The following is a 20,163-nucleotide window of genomic DNA, read 5'->3' as shown; positions in this document are numbered from 1 at the left end:
CATGACATCGAAATAAGAGGAGGAAGAATTCTTGAGATCAAGTCGTTTTATAGTCTGGCTCAGTATGCTAATGATGATGGCATTCATGTTAGCAGCCTGTACCTCAGAACCGATAAAACAACAGCAAACTTCTACAGTAGAAGGCCCTCCTGAATCGGTTGAAGATGAAGAAGAAGGTCAGACGATTACATTAGTAACGCCGGATACGGCGATGAAAGCACCCGAGGAAAAAAGCAAATATCAGATACATACACGGTTGACGGATTTCCAACTCTTGAATGAGTCAACGGGGATTGCCTGGGGGATAACGAACACGGAATTACGTCTGTATCAGACTCAGGATTATGGCGAAACGTGGGTTGATATCTCTCCATCCTCCAATGTGCAGTTCGTTGATAAGCTGGAGTATGGGAAAGACATCGTGTTTACGGATAAGAAACATGGTTGGATTATACGCAACAAGCAGAGATCAGCCGAAACGATCCTGCTCAATACGACGGACGGGGGAGACACCTGGAAGCTTTCTTCGCTGCCGGAGACAGGTGTCGTTACGGCCATGTCCTTCGTTTCATCTCAGCAGGGATGGATTATGGCGAAAGGCGATCTTTCCCGGGGCTCTGAGGAAAAGTCGCTATTTCGAACAAGCAATAATGGCGGGTTATGGGAAGAGGTCATGCAAAATACGGAGTATCCTACATCCCGTGTTCCCGGCAGCGTGATTCCACGAACAGGGTCCATCATCGGCTTAACCTTCACGGATTCGCTTGTGGGATTTGCGACCATCCGTGAAATGCAATCCTCCAAATTGTATATTACCCGTGATGGAGGCCAGAAGTGGAAGTCCTCCGGACAGATATTCAAGAGCAAACTGCTGGATCGGTGCGGTTCGATCTTTGCCGGCGCCCCCAAGTTTCTGGGCAGAGGCAGTAGTGGAAGCGAGGTTTATATACCGGTTACCTGCGTGCAGGATGATCAGGCAAGCTATTTGGGCTACTTTACGGCCGACACGGGGAAATCATGGAATTTGGTGTCATTCCCCATGACGGGTGATACCGGCAAGGGCTCCATCCAGCCTGTTTTCCGCCGGCTTCATGACGGGTGGAGAATGGTGAACGGTATTGTTTATCATACGAATGATATGGGCAAAACTTGGAAGCCATTTCCGAGGAGCAAGCTCCTGAACGATAATCTCGCCAAATATCCGAACGTGGTAAAACTGCAGTTTACATCGTCTGATGTCGGTTGGATGCTGATCGAAACAACGGACAAGAATCGATCGCGTCTGATGAAAAGCAGTGACGGCGGGGAAACCTGGCATGGTCTATAAATTACGGTGAGAATACGTGATTTGAATATGCCAATAAAAAAGGCCAGATTAAAAAAGCTTTATCGACTGCGACTTTATCAGTTTTGATAAAGCTTTTTTTCGGTACATTTGTGAAATTAATCACAATTATTAACCTCCATGTATGCTACTATAAAGTTGTAATCAGATACTCCAGTTTGTTTAGAAGGGGACGATCCTCATGCATACCGATCAAATGACGATATACTTCCTCCGCCTTTGCTACCATTGTGATGATGCATGTTTATGCGACACCGAGGAGCAGTGTCTGGCTTGCTGGAATGAGCAGGAAATGACACCACAGGAGCATGAAATGACAGGACAAGAAGAAACGATGAAATGGATGAGATTGGCTTACGATTGAATAATGATGAACTTGAAGAGTATGAATGGAAGTGGACGTTCTAGTCCCGCGAAGAAGCTGATAACTGGTTAAGTGCAGACATCGGCTTTTTTGGTGCTCCCAGAAAGGGACAAGTTCTTTAAAATTTCAATCAAACTTTCCACGAGCTATGAGTTAAATTGTCCGGAATAAAGCATATACATATTTCAAGACAAGGTGGAGGGGGGAGCCGTATGGGATCGGGGTCAGTTTGGATGTTCGATTTTTTCGGCAGCGTTATGCCCGTGTTTTTCATCGCCGTCATCGGGATCATTTTGCTGTCGGCCGGTAAGGGAATCTTGCAATGGAGTCAGAATAACCGACAGCCTTTGCTATCGGTCGATTCCAAGATTGTGAGCAAGCGAACGGAAGTGAAACATACGCAGCAGACGGATGATACGGTGTCGAGCCGTACTCGTACCACCTACTATCTGACCTTTGAAGTAGAGAGCGGAGACCGCATGGAGTTTGTTGTAAATGGAGAGGAATTCGGCATGTGCGCGGAAGGAGACGAGGGACTGCTGCGTTTCCAGGGAACCCGATACTACGGGTTCGTTAGGCACCCTAGAGCGAATCTTAGTGTGGTCCGCGGTTATGACCATCCTAAATAAGATACGGGCTTAATTTTTTATCTGCTTTCTCCTGTGGTATATAATGAAGGAGAAGGAGGGGCGGCATATGAAATTTCAGGATAAAACGGTCGTAATAACGGGCTCTGCCCATGGGATTGGCCGCGGATTGGCTGAGGCTTATGCTCTAAGCGGAGCTCGAGTGATATTAAGCGATGTACGTGAAGAACAGGGCAACCAAGCGGCAAATGCTCTGAAGGAACAAGGATTGAACGCGGTTTTCGTCCCTTGCGATGTAAGGAAGGAAGAAGATATTAAACGCCTGATGAGCCAAGCCGTCCAATATGCCGGCACCATCGATATTTTGATTAATAATGCCGGGATCTCCCATTGGAAATCGCCATATGAGCTTACGGTTGAAGACTGGGACGACGTGATCAACACGAATGCCCGAAGCTGTTTTTTGGCTGCGCGTGAAGCGGCGGTACATATGAAAAAGGCTGGAAATGGCGGGGCTATCGTTAACATGTCATCCACGCGTTCGATCATGTCCGAGCCGAATTCGGAGGCTTATGCAGCTTCCAAAGGAGCCATTATCGCGTTGAGCCATGCCATGGCCGTAAGCTTGGGACCCGATGGAATCCGGGTGAATTGTATAAGCCCGGGCTGGATTGAAACGGGAAATTATGATGAGCTTCGTACAGCGGACCATAAGCAGCACCCAGCCGGTCGGGTAGGGACCCCGGCTGATATCGCCAAAGCCTGCTTTTATTTTACCGATCCGGATAATGATTTCGTAACGGGGGCCCATCTGGTTGTGGATGGCGGCATGACCCGCAAAATGATATATGAGCCTTAAGCTAAACATTGAAAAAGAGCGTCTCTCTTGGAGACGCTCTCAGAGTGTCGAGAAAGTCCAGAGGACTTTTCGACACTTTATTTTTTATATGGGGAGGCTCATCTTTTAAACCAAAAATCGATTTCAAACGATCTGAGACCCCTAGTTTTGAGACTATTAAGGCAAATTTTAACCCCCTGCAAAAAACAGGGGGTTTCTCAACAGCCTGAGAGCGTCTCTCTTGGAGACGCTCTTTTCTTTGGTTGAACTTATTGCAGTTGAATACGTTGAACTACTCAACAGGCAGGATGTCCTTAACGAACCGTAATGGTTATGGAGTCCGTCATGCCGCTTGTAGGGTCGGTTACGCTAATAATAGCAGTCCCGCTTTGATTGGCCCGGGCAACTCCCTTCGCATTGACGGAGACGGTGTTGGGTTTACTGCTGCGATAAGTCAGCTTTGCTGGAAGCTCCTTATGTCCATCCGGATGAAGAAGTTCCGCCTGAAGCTGCTGTGTTGTCTTGGAAGTCATAAGTGCCTTGCCGTGCAATCGGAGGAAAGGCTGATTCCCATTGAACAAGGTCGTGACACGGATGGTTTCAGTAAAACCATAGTAAGGGTCCTTCACGGTAATCACAGCACTCCCCGGAGAAACGGCCTTCATCCATCCGGTTGAACTTACCTGAATGATATCCGGTGTATCGGAGGTGTAGGTTAGTTCTTCCGCCCGTTCACGCTTCCCGCCCGGGAAGCCGTACCATGTCTCGATTTGCCTGGAATCCCCCAGCTTGAGTTCACCTAAGGCTTCCACGCGCATAACGATGGGGGCGAGCGGATACAGTCCCACTTCGGTAAAGCTATTCCATGGATTGGCATTATTCCCTTTGCCCAAAATCTGAATGTACCGGGCTGTCGTTTGCTCCACAAGAAAAGTTTCCGGCTGTGTTGTCGTACCGGAAGTCAGCCCATTCTCGAAGATCGTTGTCCACTCTTCACCATCGGTAGAAGCGAGTACATCAAACCGGTTTTACGGGTGTCTCCCAAGTAAATGGCCAGTGAAACTGCTCCAATAGGCTTCAGCTCTCCTAGGTCAAGCTGTACGTACTCCATGCCTGGCGCAGACCAGCGAGTACTCAGGTTCCCGTCGATGGTATGTTCCGGGATGTTCGCCGATTCGGGAACGGCGCTGGCGGTAACATGCTGCACCTGATACTTCAGATGGATCGGCGGCTCTCCTATTGCCGGTTTTCGGGTGAATTTGATGGTATATCTATTGCTTCGCTCCGGGTTAGCCGTGTCATGAACAGTGATGGTAGCCGTGCCTGGAATCGCTTCCGCCTGATCAATGGATACTTCGTGTTCCGATTCAGCGGTCACCACAGGGGGAAACGGAGCATCAAACGGAAGTCCGATATCATAATACGTGATCTCCGGACGATATCCTTGTAGCGGTATGTCGTCCAGTAATAGATTGGAGGCCAGTGGACGCGTTGAGGGTTCGGGAATGTCGCCGTCCGGTATGGTCCATTCCAGCAGTGGTGTAAAGTCCGTTCTCTCTTCAGGCAGCGGATCGCTTGCGTATAAAGGTACCATACGAACAGACAAACGGACATCCTGTGCATTCTGCAGGTGTATCGCCAGTTTCCTCATACCTTCGTTGCTGGTCTGGCCCTCCGGATTCGGAGAAGTGGCCAGCGGCATAGCGTCCATGATAGAGAACAAGGCATCTGCCGGCGCTTCGGTCATCTGAACATACAGCCTCTTATCCTGTTGATGAAGGATGGCGGCACGTCCATTCTCCACAATCTCAATGTCAGCCCCGGTATGCATGAACCAATACAGCTCAGACGGCTGCTTCAGCTTCATCTCATCCTGGATAACCAGTTCGCTCCTGTCGGCGGAGAGTTTCATTCCTCTCAGCATTTCACCTGCGTCTTTCCGGTACAGATCGGTCATATCCAGAATCGTATATGCTCCTCTTGGCTTCGATTCCTTCTTCAACGTCACGGCCGTACCGTAAGGCTCTTGCTGCACAATCGGATTTTGTACGGGATTGATGACAATGGTGTTGTGCCCCTCGGTTTTTTTGCGGTAATACGTCCAGCGATTATAATTGTAGTCCCAGAAGCCAGGCAAGCTGTAGGATTCGTTCCCCAGATCGGATGCCCACCGAACGCCCAGCGCGTCAAAAACAAAAGTGCCTCCATCCAGATCGTTATGGCTTCGCATCGTTTCGTTAACCCCTTTGATGGAAGCAAACAAGGCATAAGGATCATCCCAGGCGCTCCGCATGGAGGCCGATTCAATGCCGTTGAAGAAACGATCTAGTTCTCGAGGCGCCGTTTCAAACATGCCAGGTTCGTAAAATACCATATAGAGGGGGTGGAAGTGGCCCTTCCGATCATAAAGATCACCGATGAACCAGGCGTATTCAGGCTTGTCGAAGAACGAGGCGAACCATAAGGATTCATACATGTTATAGCTGACGCCGCCATCATAAAAATTGAACACGCCTCCTTCTCCGAGTAAATGATACGGATATGCACCCGATGCTTCATAACCTGGCAGCAGGGACAGGCCAAAATCAGCACCTATGCTTTTATTCAAACCCTGAATATACATGGCCAAGTATTGGCCTCCATAATGCCAATAAGCAGGGCCCTCCGGCCAAGCGCCATCCTCGGTATAGTGCCGGAGCGCATATTGCAGCTTCTGAAACGTGCTCTGAATTATTTCCAGAGCCTGTTCCTCTGTCTCAGGTTCATCCGCAACTGCCAGCGCAAGCAAACCAAGGCCGCCGTTGTCTACCAGATTAATATTATTGTGCTCCCCGTTATGACGGAATTCGCCCCGGTACCAATCGAGCGCGACAGCAAGCGCGTGATCCCGAATTGCAGTGTTCAATTGGGATCGCTGAGTTTCATCCAGATCGTCGTATATCCAATCGTAGGCAAGCGCAACGGCAAAAGACAATTCAGACAGGGCAAGGATGTTATTGGTTCTACCGCCCCAATCGGGATAATGCGTCATCGCCTCCAGCTCCTGCCAAACACGTTCAGCATAGCGGGATTGGCCGGTTAAGCGATACATGAGCGCGGTCGGAATCAAGCGATCACGCAGCATGTAGGCATTGCCGCCATTAGGTTGATAGGATAGCGGCGAAGTCGAAAGGACGGGATCCGCCTGTTTTCTCAAGAGTTCCATCCACTCCGTCATATAACGATCTCCGCTGGCCAGCAAAAGCTTGGACCGGTTCAGATCTTCCGTGGATGCGAGAAGTCGTGGATGGGAGCGGCCGGATGAGGCATGATGGTGAAGCGATTCCGAAATTTGATCTGCCGTCGGACCAACAAAGACCAGCATATCGCTTTCGGTACGTCCGCCATGTCCATCTTCAGCCGATACGCGAAACCGGTCGTATCCAAGATAGTCTTTATTAGGAGCATACCGATAAGTACCCTCGGCATCCACTTGAACCGTCCCTTGTACCGGTGGCGACTCAAGCTTCCATGAGATCGTATCTCCATCCGGATCCTCCGCTTTCGTTAATTGGCCGGAAAGGGAAGTATTCGTCGTCGTGTAACCCCATTCCAAATCCAGCAGGGGAGCAGCATTCACAGGAGTAACGTTGATGGTGCCCTGGCCGAATTTTGCGCCGCCGGAATCAGCATGCAGAGCAGCAAACTTGAAGCGGTCCGCACCGCTAAAGCCACTGTCGGGATAGTAGGTAAAGCTGCCGTTCTCCTTTACGGTGATTACGCCGTGCGCAGGCTGGGAGACAAGGCGATACGTAAGGGCGGCACTGCTGCTGTCGCTAGCGGACAATTGCCCGACCAAAGCATTGTCTTGAGTCGTTTCTCCTGCGTAAGCGTCCACCTGCAAGGTGTCCGGAGCATTCACGCTCACCGACATCGAGGAAGTATGAGCTCCGTCATAAGTCGCTGCGGTTACGGTTGCGAGTCCTGTGGATATGCCGGTTACTTCGCCTTGACCTGTCACCTCCACGGTCTCCGGATTGGACGCAGACCACTGCAGCTTTGGGGGAGGCGACGAACCGGGCTCATAACGTACGGAAGGAATTATTTTCTCGCCTGCATGCAGATATGCCACATCCGGCTCGATTGCGATAGATTGAAGCGGCTCCTCAACCAACACATCGTCAAACCAAACTTTGCCCGTTCCGGTCTCCAGGAACAGCTCAACGGTCAATAGGGGAGGAGAAGCTGCATTGTCCGGCACGGTGAACAGCTTCTCCATATAGGTCCAGTCTTGGGTGCCCTTGAGCGATCCGACATGAATCAGCACATTGCTGGTACCTGTTCGCTTCATTTGATATCGGATGAGCGCAGCGTTGCTGACGGATTCCGTTTTGACCCATCCACTGATCCGATACGTTTTGCCGACCTCTACCGGAACGGACTGCGTAATGGCTGCCCGGCTTGCTGTTCCTGCGGGACCTTCAATGCTGACCGATTGTTCTCCGGACTTGAATATTCCAGTGTCTACTCCCAATATAGGCGAACCTGTGGGAAGCCACTGTCCCCACTTCGCCGGTTTGACACCGCCGGACCAACTCGACCCCGGCTCCGTTGCCTCAAATCCGCTGTTCAAAAGCAAACCCTCCTGTACATCAACTCTTTCGCTCTCGGCCCATACCGCTGGGGGCGGCAAAAAGCCGTGGAGCCCCGTAACCAGCATGAGCATGATCAGAGCCATCCGTTTCACATCAATTCCCTCCCGACTAATATCGATTTTCCGGCCCTACAACCGGAACACTTCTATCGTAGAGGAAGCCGCAGTTTTCGAGTATGATACAAATTCGTGATGCATTAACATTTTTAAAGAAAACCTGTTCATGATAAATAAAAACAGTATGATGTAATTAATGTAAGTATGAAGAAGGTCACATCTAAAGAATGGGAAGGAATGAGGGTATGGGGAAATTGACGACAACTAGTGCAAAAAATGAACGTTCCAATCGAGTGTCCGTGTTCGTTACACTGCTCATGTCCTATCTTGTGATACTGCTGATCCCGGTCATCGTGTTCTGGGGACTGTATACGCAAATCGAGCGGATTATGATCGAAAATGCCAACAACTCCAACATGGCACTGATCGAGCAGGCCAAGCAGGTGGTGGACAGCCGATTGGATGAAATGCATCTGATTTCCCGGAACATCACTTCGCATCCGCGATTGGATGCGCTGCTAAAGGCAAGCTCCCCTCAAAATGGAACCGAGAACTACAATTACTACACGTTCATGCAGGAAATGCAGCGATACCGTAACAGCAGCAGTTTTATCACCGATTTTTATGTATATTTACGGGAGAGCGATACGGTTCTCAGTCCCTCCTTAAAAACAACGTCTCGTGTCTTGTTTTCCGATATTTACGGATATGAAAAATTAACCTATCAACAGTATAAAGCAGATGTTCTGCACGGTGTCCACTTCAACCGATATTTGCCCGCGACCGAAGTTGGCAAAGGATTAAATCAGAAACGCATGCTCACTTATATGCAAACGCTTCCATTTGGTGAGAAGGCCAATCCCAAAGGCGCGCTTGTTATGCTGATTGAGGAGAGGCAGATCGCTGGATTGCTTGATGAGATTGTGAAAACAAACCACGGAACCATTTACATCAAGGATGCCAGCGGCCAAGTGATTCTTAGTGCCGGTGAGTCCGAGGTTCACAGTACGGGCAAAACCGCCGATAATCCGCGTGTGATGACGGTATCGACAAGATCTGCACGGAGCGGGTGGGAGTATGTATCGGCTGTGCCGGAAAAAGCGTTTATGGAAAAGGTCCATATGGTCAAACGAATGGCCGTCGGCGTTCTGGCAATCTGTCTTGTTGCTGGGATTGCGGCCTGTGCGTTCATGACCTACCGCGCGTATTTCCCTTTGCGTGACATTATCCGTTTCATCCGGCAATCTCATCCGGCTAAGGAGGGTAAGGTACGTAACGAATATGATTTTATTAAATCGACGATGGCGGATTCCTTCGGTAAGCAGACGGAGATGAAGGAGCAATTGTCCAGGCAAACACCGGTGATTCGGTCCAACTTTTTGCAGCGTTTATTGAAGGGAAATGTGGATACGGCGGATATGTCCGATCATGCTCTGGATTTCATGGGGATCTCGTTCCCGCATTCGAGTTTTGCCGTTGCCTTGATCGAGCTGAGGGATGCCAGTGGGTTCATACATAATGAGCGGGAAAGCGAATGGGCCCTGATCCGTTTTGTCACCGGGAAGGTGGCGGAAGAAATTCATCCCTTTACCGCATATTCCGTGGAGCTGGAGAAGAACCTGGTTGCCATTATTCTAAACATGCCGGAACCTCTGGATGATAAGGCAGACCAGCTGTACGATTGGGCAGAGCAAGTGAAGCTGGTGATTGAACAGCGCTTTAAATCCGAAATCACGATCGGGATTAGCGAAATCCGAACAGGTCTTGGGTGTTTGGCGAGCGGTTACACCGAAAGCTTGAAGGCTTTGGAATATTCCATTTTTACTGCGTATAAACCGATTTTATTGTACGAGGAAATGAAACAGAAAACGGAGGTGTATTATGATTTTCCCATTGAGACAGAAATCCAGCTCATTAACGCCATGAAAAGCGGGGATACGGATAAGGCGCAAGATATCATCCAGTGTCTGTATCACAATAACTTCAACGGACAATCCATCTCACCTGAGCTCGGCAGACTCATGTTCGCTAACCTGCTCAGTACGATGTTCAAGCTGCTGAATGCTTTGAATTTGAAGTACGAGGATATATTCGGCGAGTCAGGCAAAACGCTTGAAGAAATTACGGAGGGGAGTACGGTTGAGGAGCTCTACCGGGAAGTGAAATGGATGTTCGGCAAGGTTTGCCTCTACGTAAAAGATCAAAGGGGCGATTCTTCTTCGCTGCTGCTTGAGAGGATCAAGAGCTACATTGCGGATCATCACGACGATGCCATGATCAGTCTGGCTTCCATTGCCGAGCAATTTGATATTACGCCCCCGTATCTGTCGGCTTTCTTTAAGAAAAACAGCGGCACCAATCTCACGGATTACCTGGCCAAGATTCGGATTGAACGCTCCAAGGAAATGATGCGGGATGCCAAAAACACGATTTCGCACATTGCCCGCTCCGTCGGTTATACCAGTGATGTCGGTTTTATCCGGGTGTTCAAGAAATACGAAGGGATCACTCCGGGAAAATACAAGGAAACTCTGCATTCCCTATCATCGACCTTAAGAAATGATCATCTCAATTCTTAATCCCTGTTTATGCATGTTGAAACTGTACGGTATACGATGTAAGCGCTTCAGCGTTACCATTTGAACAGGGCGGGCTGGTTGGAACCACCTAAGCCTAATTATCGAATGATCATTCATTAGGAAAAAAGGGAGGCGTCGTGATTTGATGACAAACCGGAAACGTGTTGCGAGACTTGCGATCTTTATGCTTATTGTGGCTATGATTGCCGGATGCAGCGGAAAAAGCTCGGGGGCCGAGGAGCCTGCCGGGGAAAAAGGTAAGGAAGGAACAGACGTGGCCGTTGGTGGTGACCCGGAATATCCTGAACAGTTGACCTATTGGGTATCGCTGAATGCAAATGCTTCAGCAACGATGCAGGATATGAACGGAATTGCCGCATATCAGGAGTTGGAAAAAACGACAGGCACCAAAGTGAAGTTCCAGCATCCGCCGGCGGGCCAGGAGGCAGACGCTTTTAACATTATGGTCTCTTCAGGCAATTTGCCGGATGTGGTGGAGCATGGGTGGGCCAACGTATCAGGAGGTCCGGATAAAGCCATTTCGGACGGGTCCATCATCCGTCTGAATGAGTTGATTGAAGAACATGCACCGAATCTAACGAAAGTGTTGAACGAGCACCCGGAATATAAAAAGCTGATTACGACAGACGGAGGGAATATTTACGTATTTCCATTTATCCGCGGGGATGAATATTTGCTGACCTTTAACGGCCTGATCATCCGCAAGGACTGGCTTGACCAGCTTCAGCTGTCCGTTCCTGAAACGATCGATGAGTGGTATGAAGTATTGAAGGCGATCAAGACCAAGGATCCGAACGGAAATGGGCAAGCGGATGAAATCCCGCTGCTGCTGGATATGGATATGACGGGCATTAACCATGCTTTTGTCGGCGCGTGGGGAGTTACAACCGGATTTTATCAGGTGGATGGGAAGGTCCAGTATGGACCCATCCAACCGGAATTCAAATCTTATTTGGAAACGATGAGCAAATGGTATGCCGAAGGCCTGATCGATCAGGATTACGCAGCAACGGACGGCACGCTTAAAGATGCCAAAGTGACCAACAATCAAGTGGGTGCCTTCTCCGGTTACATGGGCAGCAGCCTCGGCCGCTATTCCGAGCTCATGTTAAAAAGCAATCCGGATGTAGAACTGGTGGGCGCTCCGAACGTTGTACTGAAGAAGGGGGATACTCCGATCCTTGGACAGAAGGATTCGCCGTTCAACGGATTTGGCGCGGCTGTTACGAAAGCGAACAAGTTCCCGGCGGAAACGGTGAAATGGCTCGATTACAAATATGGGGAAGAAGGGCATATGCTGTTTAATTTCGGGGTTGAAGGAGTCAGCTACGAGATGAAGGACGGATACCCGACTTATACCGACGAAGTGATGAAAAATCCAGATGGGCTGTCGATCACCCAGGCGATGTCAAAATACAACCTGGCCAGTTATTCGGGACCTTTCGTCCAGGATCGCCGATACATCGAGCAGTATTCCGCGCTGCCTCAGCAGAAAGCTGCTATTGAGACATGGATGAATGCGGAGAATGACCGTTTGATGCCGATTATTTCGCCAACGGCTGAAGAAAGCACGCGTTATGCCTCGATCATGAACGATATTAATACGTACTACGAAGAAATGGTCAACAAATTCATTATGGGCGTGGAGCCGATCAGCGGGTTTGACCAATTTGTCCAAACGGTTCAGGGTATGGGCATTGAGGAAGCGCTCCAGATTCAACAAGCCGCGCTGGACCGGTTCAACAGCCGTTAAGTTGTACATGAAGAGGGAGAAGACCTCGGGATTCTCCCTCCATCTGTGAATGATTTTTTTGTCAGAGGAGGGCATACGGTGCAGCTTAAGGAAGAGACAAACCGCGTTACGATACAGAGCAAGCCAGAGAGGTTCAGCGCAAGAGCTGCGAAGGACTTTCGCCGAAACTCCACGATTTACCTGATGCTGCTGCCGGTTGTAGCTTTTTATGCCGTGTTTCACTATGGACCGTTATATGGCCTGCAGATTGCGTTCAAAAACTTCTCGGCAGGGCTCGGCATATGGAATAGCCCGTGGGTCGGATTTCAGCACTTCAGCGATTTCTTTAACGGATTTTTCTTTGAACGAGTGGTTACCAATACCATTATCCTGGGCGTGTACGATCTCATATTTGTTTTTCCCGCATCCATCGTGCTGGCGTTAATGCTGAATGAGGTACGACATCGCATATTTAAGCGGACGGTACAATCCATTACGTATATTCCCCATTTCATATCTGTAGTTGTGGTTGTCGGGATGCTGGTGGATTTTTTGTCGGTAGACGGGCTGATTAATCATATCATCACCTACTTCGGCGGCAAACCGATATCATTCATGCGGCTGCCGGAATGGTTCCGCACCATATATACCTCATCTGCCATCTGGCAGGGGATCGGTTGGGGCTCCATTATATATCTCGCAGCTATTTCCAATATTGATCCGTCCCTTTATGAAGCGGCTAAAGTGGACGGTGCCGGCCGCTGGAAGCAGATGCTTCAAATTACGCTGCCCGGCATTCTGCCAACGGTCATCATTCTGCTCATCTTGCGGATTGGTTCCTTTATGGCACTGCAAGATGAGAAGATCCTGATTATGTACAATCCGGTTACCTATGAGACGGCCGACGTTATCGGTACCTACGTCTACCGTAAGGGGATTCTGGAGGCAAGCTACAGCTTTAGTGCCGCCGTCGGCATGTTTAATTCCATGATTAACTTTATGCTGCTCATTGGAGCCAATTATCTCAGCAAGCGGTTTACGGATACGAAGCTGTGGTAGAAAGGGGGCATCTATGCGAACTTCAAAATCTGTCAGTGAAGTCCTGTTTGATTCTGCGAATGTCATTCTCTTGTGCTTGCTATCGATCGTCACATTATACCCGTTTCTCTACGTATTGTTTGCTTCAATCAGCACGCCGGCTGATTTCGTTCAGCACCGGGGAATCCTGCTGTGGCCCAAGGGCTTCTCGCTGGATTCCTATCGTATGGTATTTGAGAACCCCAATATTATCCGAAGTTACCTGAACACGATATTTTATGTGGTGGTCGGCACGACGCTGAACATTCTGATGACGGCTCTCGGAGCCTATGGCTTATCCAGGAAAAATGTGATGTGGAAGGGCACCATCATGATGCTGATCGTAATGACGATGTTTTTTGACGGCGGGCTCATCCCGAAATACCTGCTCGTGAAAAATATGGGTCTGCTTGATACGTACTGGGCATTGATTATTCCAAGCGCCATGACGACATGGAACTTGATTATTATGCGAACGGCATTTCAAGGAGTACCCGATGCGCTCGAGGAATCCGCGCGGATCGACGGAGCCAGCGACTGGACCATTCTGTTCCGGATCATCATCCCGTTATCGCTGCCGGTTATTGCCGTCATGGTGCTCTTTTACGGGGTGTGGCATTGGAATAAATGGTTTGACGCCCTCATCTATTTAAGGGACCGGGACTTGTTTCCGCTTCAGCTCATCCTGCGCGAAATTCTGATCCAAAACGATACCAGCAGCATGATGACCTCGGTAGGAGGGGGAGATCGGATGCCGGTTGGCGAAACCATTAAGTATGCAACGATTATGGTGGCTACGCTGCCGATTTTGTTCCTATATCCATTCCTACAGAAATATTTCGTGAAAGGCGTCATGATCGGAGCCATTAAAGAATAAGGAGGCAGTTGACTCATGTGGGAGCAAGCCATTAAGGATGCGGTAGAAAAGACAAAGCGGAATATCGGGCAATTTCCGATGAAGTTTCCTCACATCACGGAAGAGAAGCGTTATGAGTGGGGAGAAAGCAATGACTGGATCGAAGGATTTTACACCGGAATGATCTGGCTGTGCCATGAATATACGAAGGATCCTCTGTTTAAGGAAACGGCAATTGCCCAATTGGAGGATTATAAGCAACGGCTGCAGGAACAGCGTCATCTGGACCATCACGATATCGGATTTCTGTATCTTCCCTCTGCACTGGCAGCGTGGATTGTGGATGAGCATGAAGAAGGTAAACAGCTCGCTTTGAAAGCAGCGGATCATCTGATGCTTCGCTGGCGGGAAGAGGGACAGTATATTCAGGCCTGGGGCCGGAAAGGCGACGAGAAGAACGGCGGCCGCATTATCATCGATTGCATGATGAACATTCCGCTGCTGTATTGGGCCTATGATCAGACGGGTGATGAGCGATACAAGCGCGTGGCCGTAGCGCACGCGGACAAGAGTCGTCGCTACTTAATGCGGGGTGATGATTCGTCGTATCATACCTTTTACTTCAATCCGGAGGATGGAACCCCCATCCGAGGAGGAACGCATCAAGGATATCATGACGGATCAACATGGACGCGCGGCCAGGCATGGGCCATCTACGGATTTGCGCTCTCATACCGCTATACCCGTGATTCGAAATATTTGGATACGGCTTTGCGCGCCGCTCGTTTCTTTATTGAATACTTGCCGGAGGATCATGTGGCGTATTGGGATTTTGACGTTCCGATTGAAGAGGGTACACCTCGCGACAGCTCCGCCTCCGCCATTGCGGCGTGCGGCATGCTGGAGATATTGGAGCATCTGGACGGAGAAGATGACAATAAAGGGCTATTGACAGAAGCCGTTGAGAAGTCGATGATATCTCTCGTAAACCAATATTCGACCATCGGTGAAACCGATGAGGAAGGCTTGATCAAGCATGGTTCCTATTACGTCAGAGGCGGTGCGGGACCGGATGATTACATGATCTGGGGGGATTACTATTACCTCGAAGCCTTGCTGCGGCTGACCAAAGGGATACCCGGCTATTGGTATGAGAGAGGTTAGCATCATAGAATCTGTGAAACGAACTGGGGATGTCGCGTATTATGCGGCACCTCCTTTTTTGTGTAAAATATGTGGAGTTCATTGTTCACAATATACTCATTAGCATTGTCAGAATGTCTTTGTTATGATGAGGAAGATTCAAATTTGAGATAAATGGTTTGGAGGAGATATGCGTGTTGAAACATGTGAAAACTTCAGTTTTGCTGACCTTGGGTCTGCTGCTAATACTGGTATTCCCGACTGCAACCTGGGCCCATTCCAAGCTGGAAACCAGTACGCCAGCGGCGGATTCCAAGCTGAAGGAAAGCGTGCAGGAAGTAAGCCTGTCATTTAATGAAAATATCGATGAAAACTTGAGCACACTCAAGATTAAAAATGCGCAAGGAGAATCGGTTGAAGTAGCAGAGGTTAAGGTCACACAGAATACCATGCTGGGGACGCTGGCTGCACCGCTTCCATCGGGCTCCTACACGGTCGAGTGGAAAATCGTGGGCGGCGATGGACATCCCGTGGATGGGACATACGCCTTCGAGGTAGATGCCCCGGAAGCGGAAGCCACCCCGGAGACACCAGCCGGTACCGAGGAAACGCCTGCGGATACAGCAAATACACAGGATGAAGCAACACTTGCGGATAATACGGCAGCAGACAACTCCGCTGCGGACAACACGGATCAGACGGCTGGCCAGGATCAGCAGGCAGACAACACTTCGGCTCCCGAACAATCGGCAGGCAGCGGTTCAATCGTGTGGATCGTCGTCATCGTGATTGTAGCATTTGTCGCAGGATACTTTGGAATTCGAGCCTCACGGAAGAAAAAATAAATGTCTTACTATTGGTTAAGTGAGCCGTTTCTATATGTAGCCTACGCCATTCTGGCAGGCATCACGGTACTGTCCCTGGTACCGAAAGCATATAAGCCGGACATTTCGGTTCCGGCCTGGCTTGGCCCGGTGGCGGCAGGGGCCATCATCGTATTTGGATTTGTGCCGCTGCTGCAGATCATGATGTTCTTCAAGGATGATATCGGGTTCTGGAAGTCCTTTAACAGCATCATGTTCAAGTTCAGTGAGGGGGAGCGTTATGCCTGGATTCTGGTTCTCTCGATCCTGTTGGCAATTCTGACCATGATCGTCCGCCGGAAGCCGGGTTCCGTAGTTCGCTGGCTTATGCCCGTTGCCTTGTTGGGCATTGCTGTAGCTATGTCCTCGTTTAATCACGCTGCATCCCTGTTCGAAAGCACAGGACAGCTTGCATTCTTCGGCCATTTCACAGCGATGGCGATATGGACGGGAACGTTGCTGATAACAGGATGGTTCAGTACGGATCAGAGCCGCTGGAGTGCGTTTCTTAGATGGTTCCATCCAACAGCGATCATCTGTGTCATCATTGTTATCGGATCGGGACTATTCTTGATGACGGCCGTGACGCCGGAGCCCATAAACAGCTGGACGCTGTCTTATGGTCAGGCTCTGCTGGTTAAGCATATTCTCATTCTGCCGCTGTTGGTATTTGCGTTTGTAAACGGTCATCTCGTAAAGCGCAAGCTGCGCCGGGATTCGGGTTATCATCCGGTGGCATGGGCACGAAGTGAGGGAGTTCTGATCTGGTTGATTTATATCGTCACCGGATACATGAACCAGCAGCCTGCTCCGCATGAGGTCATTGATACTTTGGCCTTATATGGCCCTGCTGCATCTTTTGTTTGGTTCCATCCCGGGTTTACGATCGGTGAACTGGCTTTCACGTGGAGTTGGATAGGAATCCTTAGCCTCTGTCTCGGGCTAGCGCTTCTGTGGAACGTCGTGAACATATTCCGCAGAAACCGGGCCGCGGCAGGCGCGTTGTTATGCGGACTAGGCGCTGTTGTGTTCGTTTATTGCGGCCTGATGTTCTCGGTTACTACAGTTTAATATCGTTTGAGTTGACAAGGTCCTTGCTGTTTACGCGGCAGGATCTTTTTTTTATGATAGGATAAGGAAGCTCAGGCTGGATAAAGATGGTATACTGGCGAGTAAAAGGACCACCTGCACCTACTCTGCGAATGGGGGAAGTTTCATGAAAAAAGAGAGACACATCCGTTTGGCCTCTCATTCGGACGCATCCGTCCTGATCCAGTTAAACTGGGAGTTTAATGAAGTGTTAGTGCCGCTGGAGGAAGCTGAACATCGATTGAAACAATCGGGTGAAATTGTGGCCATAGCTTATTTAGGCGATGAGCCTGTAGGATTTGCCTGTGCACAGTCCTTTACATCGTTCTGTTACCGTGAACTCGTCGGTGAGATTACGGAAATGTACATTCAGGAGCGGGCGAGAAGGCAGGGGCTGGCAGGAATGCTGCTCGTTTTTCTGGAGGATCAATTGATTGCGCGCGGGGTGAAGACCGTAAAGGTGCTTACAGGTCATGATAATCACCAAGCCATCGGAGTTTATGAGAAATCAGGTTATAAGCGGGAGGATGAAGTGCTTCTGGAGAAAGAGCTTGGGTAAAATGTTCCGTGCGTGTAACATGCTATCCAATGGATATTTCACTTATCGGTAGGGGATGGAGTGAGCTTGATGTTATGTGATAAAGACCAATACGTTGAAGAATTGCTCATTCTGAAGACAATAGCGGAAAATTTGAACCAGAGCAACGATATGAAGCAAATGCTGCAGACGACACTCGAAAAATTGCTGGATTTAACCCATCTTGAAACAGGATGGATTTTTCTGATCGGAGACCAACCACACTATGATCAAATAGCCGATGTCAACCTTCCTCCTGCTTTATCACGGGAAAACAAAAAACCGATGCGATGCGGAGACTGCCTATGCCTTCGCTTGTATTGGGCAGGAAATTTAGATGAACCGGTTACGATTATTGAATGTGAACGTCTGCATAATGCCAAGAAAGAGTGCTGGGGAGAAACTCGCAATCTGACCCATCATGCTACGATTCCCCTGACGGTTCAAGGTAAACGGCTGGGGCTACTGAATGTGGGCTCGCCGGGGAAAGAGCATTTTAGCGAGGGAGAACTTGCATTGTTACAATCCGTTGCCTATCAGATTGGAACGGCGGTCGAGCGGACGAAACTGTTCGAGCAAAGGGAGAAACAGGCGGTGGACAGCGTAGCCCGCTTCATCGTCGATTATTATGCCAAAGCAAGCAAAGTAACCAGATATCTATGGAAAATTAACGATATGAAGAGAATGCTTGTGGCGATCGTGGAGCAGCTTGCTCATACATTTGACTGGCCGTGTGTTGCCATGATTACGTCTGACGATGACAACTTGTATCTTCGAACGGTTCGTCAGAATGGGGTAACGCATAGCTGCAAGGAGCTGGTACGAAAGGGTACCAACAAGTCCGCTCGAAAGTCAGGAATCGTACTACGTGCATACGAGGAACAGAATGTGGTGGTGCAAGAAGGTCTGGTCCGGATGCTTCCCGGCGTTCAGCCCCATACGTATACGGCGGCGATACCATTAAAGCATCTTGAGCGTATTTTTCAAACCTATGAGACGATGGGGGTACTCCTCATTGGCCGTGAGAGCGGGCCCTTCAGTGAGCTGGAGGTTGAAATCTTAGAGGTGCTGGCGGAGCATATTTCACTGGCCATTGAAAAGATATGTTTATATTACGAGTGGCAGGATTTATTGTTGGTTGAGGAGAGGAACCGTTTGGCACGGGATCTTCATGATTCCGTCAATCAAAAGCTGTTCTCTCTTTCACTGCTTGCTCAAGGCGTGCGTGAGACGACCTTACATGAGAATCCGCATACGGCGGAGGCGATTCACGATATCGGACTGCTAGCCCAAGAAACACTCATCGAAATGCGCACGTTAATTTGGCAGCTGCGACCTTCCGGAGATGCCAAAGGGATATTGGCTTCGCTAAAGGACTATGCCGAGAAACTTGGCATACAGCTGACGTTTATCATGAAGGAAATTCCTGTTTTGACGAACCGGGTGGAAGAGGCCTTGTATCGAATTGGGCAGGAGGCATTAAACAATATCAGCAAACACGCGGGAACGAATCGAGCCTGGATCCGAATGGAACAGGACGGATCCTATCTATATATGAAAATATCGGACCAAGGGCGTGGTTTCAACCCCGGATCGCCCGAACAGTGTCCCCATTCGCTTGGGCTTACCAGCATGAGGGAGAGGGCTTCAGAAATACAAGGAACCTTAAGCATTAGCAGCGAGGAAGGCACAGGGACGATGGTGACCGTAATGGCTCCGTTTTTATCCAAGAAAGAGGTTTGAACTTATGAAGATAAAAGTCCTCATCGTTGATGATCATCTTGTCGTATTAAGGGGGTTGCGTTATTTTCTGCAGACACAGCCCATGATCGAAATCGTAGATCAAGCTCTGAACGGGCTAGAGGCTCTGGATAAAGTAGAGAAGCTGCAGCCTGATGTGGTCCTGATGGATCTGAAGATGCCGGAGATGGACGGAGTCGAGGCCACGAAGCGAATCACAAGCAAGTTTCCTCATACGAAAGTCATTATTCTCACCAGTTTTGCCGACCGGGATTCGGTTCTGCCGGCGATTAAAGCCGGAGCTATTGGATATCAACTGAAGGATATCGAGCCCAAAGTGCTGGTCGAAACCATCATCGCAGCTGTAAATGGAAACCGCATGCTTCATCCTCAGGTAACGAATCAATTAATCGCCCATGTGGCGACAGATACCGAGGCTGTCAAAGGCATCGACATTCTGACTATTCGCGAGCAGCATGTACTTGAACAGATTACGCTTGGCAGGAGTAACAAAGAAATCGCCGCAGAGCTACATATTACCGAGAAAACGGTAAAGACGCATATCACGCATATTCTGGGAAAAATGGAGGTGCAGGATCGTACCCAGGCGGCGCTGTACGCGATAAGGAACCGCTGGTTCGACTCGTAACCATCAGACTATG

At 49.4% G+C, this 20,163-nt stretch carries 16 protein-coding genes; 14 read left to right on the top strand and 2 right to left on the bottom strand.

Annotation, left to right across the window (positions count from 1 at the left end; genetic code table 11):
* Window positions 1–31 precede the first annotated feature (31 nt).
* From ACQKPA_RS08585 to ACQKPA_RS08570, 4 genes are all read left to right on the top strand, one after another.
* Entirely contained in the window at window positions 32–1,327 is a 1,296-nt protein-coding gene (locus ACQKPA_RS08585; RefSeq protein ID WP_427491255.1) for a WD40/YVTN/BNR-like repeat-containing protein, read from the top strand.
* A gap of 199 nt (window positions 1,328–1,526) precedes the next feature.
* Window positions 1,527–1,709, top strand: coding sequence for a hypothetical protein (locus ACQKPA_RS08580; RefSeq protein ID WP_427491253.1), 183 nt, complete (start codon window positions 1,527–1,529; stop codon window positions 1,707–1,709).
* Between the two features lie 212 nt (window positions 1,710–1,921).
* Complete coding sequence (locus ACQKPA_RS08575) at window positions 1,922–2,338, top strand: DUF2500 domain-containing protein (protein ID WP_427491251.1); 417 nt, start codon at window positions 1,922–1,924, stop codon at window positions 2,336–2,338.
* Window positions 2,339–2,405: 67 nt separating this feature from the next.
* Window positions 2,406–3,155, top strand: coding sequence for an SDR family NAD(P)-dependent oxidoreductase (locus tag ACQKPA_RS08570; RefSeq protein WP_427491250.1), 750 nt, complete (start codon window positions 2,406–2,408; stop codon window positions 3,153–3,155).
* A 293-nt stretch (window positions 3,156–3,448) separates the two neighbouring features.
* Here the strand turns inward: ACQKPA_RS08570 and ACQKPA_RS08565 are convergent, their stop codons facing one another.
* Together ACQKPA_RS08565 and ACQKPA_RS08560 are read right to left on the bottom strand one after the other, a co-directional pair.
* Window positions 3,449–4,099 carry a hypothetical protein gene (locus tag ACQKPA_RS08565; RefSeq protein WP_427491720.1) on the bottom strand — a complete coding sequence of 217 codons (651 nt, stop codon included), beginning with the start codon at window positions 4,097–4,099 and terminating at the stop codon, window positions 3,449–3,451.
* Window positions 4,096–7,851, bottom strand: a complete 3,756-nt coding sequence (locus tag ACQKPA_RS08560; RefSeq protein ID WP_427491718.1) for an Ig-like domain-containing protein — start codon at window positions 7,849–7,851, stop codon at window positions 4,096–4,098. Before ACQKPA_RS08560 ends, ACQKPA_RS08565 begins: the two co-directional genes overlap by 4 nt.
* Before the next feature lie 218 nt (window positions 7,852–8,069).
* Here ACQKPA_RS08560 and ACQKPA_RS08555 point away from each other — a divergent pair, with 218 nt between their 5' ends.
* The 10 genes from ACQKPA_RS08555 to ACQKPA_RS08510 all read left to right on the top strand — a co-directional run bounded on the left by ACQKPA_RS08555 (window position 8,070) and on the right by ACQKPA_RS08510 (window position 20,150).
* The gene (locus ACQKPA_RS08555) at window positions 8,070–10,403 is read left to right on the top strand and encodes an AraC family transcriptional regulator (RefSeq protein WP_427491248.1); all 2,334 of its coding nucleotides are present in this window, start codon (window positions 8,070–8,072) and stop codon (window positions 10,401–10,403) included.
* A 142-nt stretch (window positions 10,404–10,545) separates the two neighbouring features.
* The gene (locus tag ACQKPA_RS08550; protein WP_427491246.1) at window positions 10,546–12,177 is read left to right on the top strand and encodes an extracellular solute-binding protein; all 1,632 of its coding nucleotides are present in this window, start codon (window positions 10,546–10,548) and stop codon (window positions 12,175–12,177) included.
* A 78-nt stretch (window positions 12,178–12,255) separates the two neighbouring features.
* Window positions 12,256–13,215 (top strand): ABC transporter permease, encoded by a 960-nt coding sequence (locus ACQKPA_RS08545; protein WP_427491244.1) that lies wholly within the window; start codon window positions 12,256–12,258, stop codon window positions 13,213–13,215.
* Between the two features lie 13 nt (window positions 13,216–13,228).
* Window positions 13,229–14,110 carry a carbohydrate ABC transporter permease gene (locus ACQKPA_RS08540; protein WP_194542117.1) on the top strand — a complete coding sequence of 294 codons (882 nt, stop codon included), beginning with the start codon at window positions 13,229–13,231 and terminating at the stop codon, window positions 14,108–14,110.
* A 15-nt stretch (window positions 14,111–14,125) separates the two neighbouring features.
* The gene (locus ACQKPA_RS08535; protein WP_427491242.1) at window positions 14,126–15,253 is read left to right on the top strand and encodes a glycoside hydrolase family 88 protein; all 1,128 of its coding nucleotides are present in this window, start codon (window positions 14,126–14,128) and stop codon (window positions 15,251–15,253) included.
* A 173-nt stretch (window positions 15,254–15,426) separates the two neighbouring features.
* Complete coding sequence (locus ACQKPA_RS08530; RefSeq protein ID WP_427491240.1) at window positions 15,427–16,077, top strand: copper resistance CopC family protein; 651 nt, start codon at window positions 15,427–15,429, stop codon at window positions 16,075–16,077.
* Complete coding sequence (locus ACQKPA_RS08525) at window positions 16,078–17,166, top strand: copper resistance D family protein (RefSeq protein WP_427491239.1); 1,089 nt, start codon at window positions 16,078–16,080, stop codon at window positions 17,164–17,166.
* A 145-nt stretch (window positions 17,167–17,311) separates the two neighbouring features.
* Window positions 17,312–17,743: an N-acetyltransferase family protein gene (locus ACQKPA_RS08520; RefSeq protein WP_427491238.1), complete on the top strand. Its 432-nt coding sequence runs from the start codon at window positions 17,312–17,314 to the stop codon at window positions 17,741–17,743.
* 69 nt (window positions 17,744–17,812) lie between these two features.
* Window positions 17,813–19,504: a GAF domain-containing sensor histidine kinase gene (locus tag ACQKPA_RS08515; protein ID WP_427491236.1), complete on the top strand. Its 1,692-nt coding sequence runs from the start codon at window positions 17,813–17,815 to the stop codon at window positions 19,502–19,504.
* A 4-nt stretch (window positions 19,505–19,508) separates the two neighbouring features.
* Entirely contained in the window at window positions 19,509–20,150 is a 642-nt protein-coding gene (locus ACQKPA_RS08510) for a response regulator (RefSeq protein ID WP_427491234.1), read from the top strand.
* Window positions 20,151–20,163: the final 13 nt, after the last annotated feature.

Source organism: Paenibacillus sp. NPDC093718, assembly GCF_050279985.1.
Lineage (GTDB): Bacteria > Bacillota > Bacilli > Paenibacillales > Paenibacillaceae > Paenibacillus_AQ.
Note: the sequence above shows the minus strand (reverse complement) of the source record. Positions and strands in the feature narration are given on the sequence as shown.

Bases quoted from the DNA above. Each gene is read 5' to 3' on its own strand.
- ACQKPA_RS08580 (WP_427491253.1), top strand. From the start codon at position 1,527: ATGCATACCGATCAAATGACGATATACTTCCTCCGCCTTTGCTACCAT.
- ACQKPA_RS08575 (WP_427491251.1), top strand. From the start codon at position 1,922: ATGGGATCGGGGTCAGTTTGGATGTTCGATTTTTTCGGCAGCGTTATG.
- ACQKPA_RS08570 (WP_427491250.1), top strand. From the start codon at position 2,406: ATGAAATTTCAGGATAAAACGGTCGTAATAACGGGCTCTGCCCATGGG.
- ACQKPA_RS08560 (WP_427491718.1), bottom strand. From the start codon at position 7,851: ATGGCTCTGATCATGCTCATGCTGGTTACGGGGCTCCACGGCTTTTTG.
- ACQKPA_RS08555 (WP_427491248.1), top strand. From the start codon at position 8,070: ATGGGGAAATTGACGACAACTAGTGCAAAAAATGAACGTTCCAATCGA.
- ACQKPA_RS08540 (WP_194542117.1), top strand. From the start codon at position 13,229: ATGCGAACTTCAAAATCTGTCAGTGAAGTCCTGTTTGATTCTGCGAAT.
- ACQKPA_RS08535 (WP_427491242.1), top strand. From the start codon at position 14,126: ATGTGGGAGCAAGCCATTAAGGATGCGGTAGAAAAGACAAAGCGGAAT.
- ACQKPA_RS08525 (WP_427491239.1), top strand. From the start codon at position 16,078: ATGTCTTACTATTGGTTAAGTGAGCCGTTTCTATATGTAGCCTACGCC.
- ACQKPA_RS08520 (WP_427491238.1), top strand. From the start codon at position 17,312: ATGAAAAAAGAGAGACACATCCGTTTGGCCTCTCATTCGGACGCATCC.
- ACQKPA_RS08515 (WP_427491236.1), top strand. From the start codon at position 17,813: ATGTTATGTGATAAAGACCAATACGTTGAAGAATTGCTCATTCTGAAG.
- ACQKPA_RS08510 (WP_427491234.1), top strand. From the start codon at position 19,509: ATGAAGATAAAAGTCCTCATCGTTGATGATCATCTTGTCGTATTAAGG.